Origin of the sequence: Erysipelatoclostridium sp. An173 (assembly GCF_002160495.1) — a bacterium.
GTDB lineage: Bacteria > Bacillota_I > Bacilli_A > Erysipelotrichales > Coprobacillaceae > Thomasclavelia > Thomasclavelia merdavium.
The window spans coordinates 1-1,150 of the sequence record NZ_NFKR01000100.1 but is presented as its reverse complement, the minus strand read 5'-3'; the positions used below and the strand labels follow the sequence as shown (position 1 = coordinate 1,150).

The 1,150-nt window shown below is 36.7% G+C and carries 1 protein-coding gene and 1 pseudogene; both read right to left on the bottom strand.

The window, feature by feature from the left end; translation table 11 throughout:
• A pseudogene (locus tag B5F09_RS15095) lies at positions 1-256 on the bottom strand (group II intron reverse transcriptase/maturase); the annotation flags it as partial.
• Positions 257-374: 118 nt separating this feature from the next.
• A complete protein-coding gene (locus tag B5F09_RS14535) occupies positions 375-1,034 on the bottom strand; it encodes a group II intron maturase-specific domain-containing protein (RefSeq protein WP_255375952.1) in 660 nt (219 codons plus the stop codon).
• Positions 1,035-1,150: the final 116 nt, after the last annotated feature.

The window sequence follows — 1,150 nt, the reverse complement described above, 5'->3', positions numbered from 1 at the left end:
CTCTGATAAGCTGTCTGAGTTTTGTACATCTGTGTTCCCATGACACCGACCAGCTTCTGTTCGTCAGCTTCTTCAGTTTCTCTTTCAGTTTATTGACTGATATTTGATGCGGTTTTGCTTTCCACTGTCCATAGGACGCGTCGTAATAAAATCCGAATCCCAGATACCTGATTTCATTGGGTTTTGATATTTTGCTTTTGGTCATATTGACTTTTAATCCCAGTTTGTTTTCAATGAATTTACTTACATTTGCCATGACCCTATCTGCTGCCTTACTGCTTCCTACTAATATGATACAGTAAGTAGACCTAGGGAACTTCCCCCTAAGTCCCTCTCAGAACCGTACGTGAACCTCTCGGCTCATACGGCTCCCATTATCCAACCGATGGCAATATTCCAAACTTCCAATGAGCGAAAAGTTTATTATCTCTTCTAGCGATGTCTCCTAGCCAACGCTCTGCACGTCGATTAGACTTGCGCTTTTTGAATTTCCTACGTACCCATTTAATCAGACATTTATTGATATATCTGAGCACATCATATATTTCTGATTTATAGAAATGAGTATAATAGTTAATCCAACCTTGTATCTTAGAATTAAACATATGGGCTAAGTCATTTATACTTTTATCAGATTTAAGTTGTAGTTTCCAACCACTTACTTCCTTTCGTATAGCCTTCTTAACTTTATTGCTCATTGCAGGCAGAAAGCTTGTAAAATACTTTCCATATTTGTTCTTGGCTCCTCTTGGGCGAAATGTATACCCTAAGAAATCAAAAGAAGTATTTTCATAATCTCCCTTTCTATCTTCATCTTTACAGTAGACAATGCGCGTTTTGTCCAAATTGAGCTCCAGTCCAAATTGTTTGAATCTACCTTGCAATCTTTTAAGTAAATATTTAGCCTGTTTGAGAGAAACGCAATGTGCTATTCCATCATCTGCATATCTTGCCCATGGTATACTAGGAAATTCTTTACTCATGAAATCATCAAACACATAATGAAGGAACAGATTAGCTAGTACAGGACTGATGACTCCACCTTATGTGGAGTTAGTTATTATGCCGAGTAAAGTTTGAAAAGTATTTATTTTATAGGCTTTTCTATTTATTTTCTCGGCATAATGTATCACAGTTATAGTAGAAATAA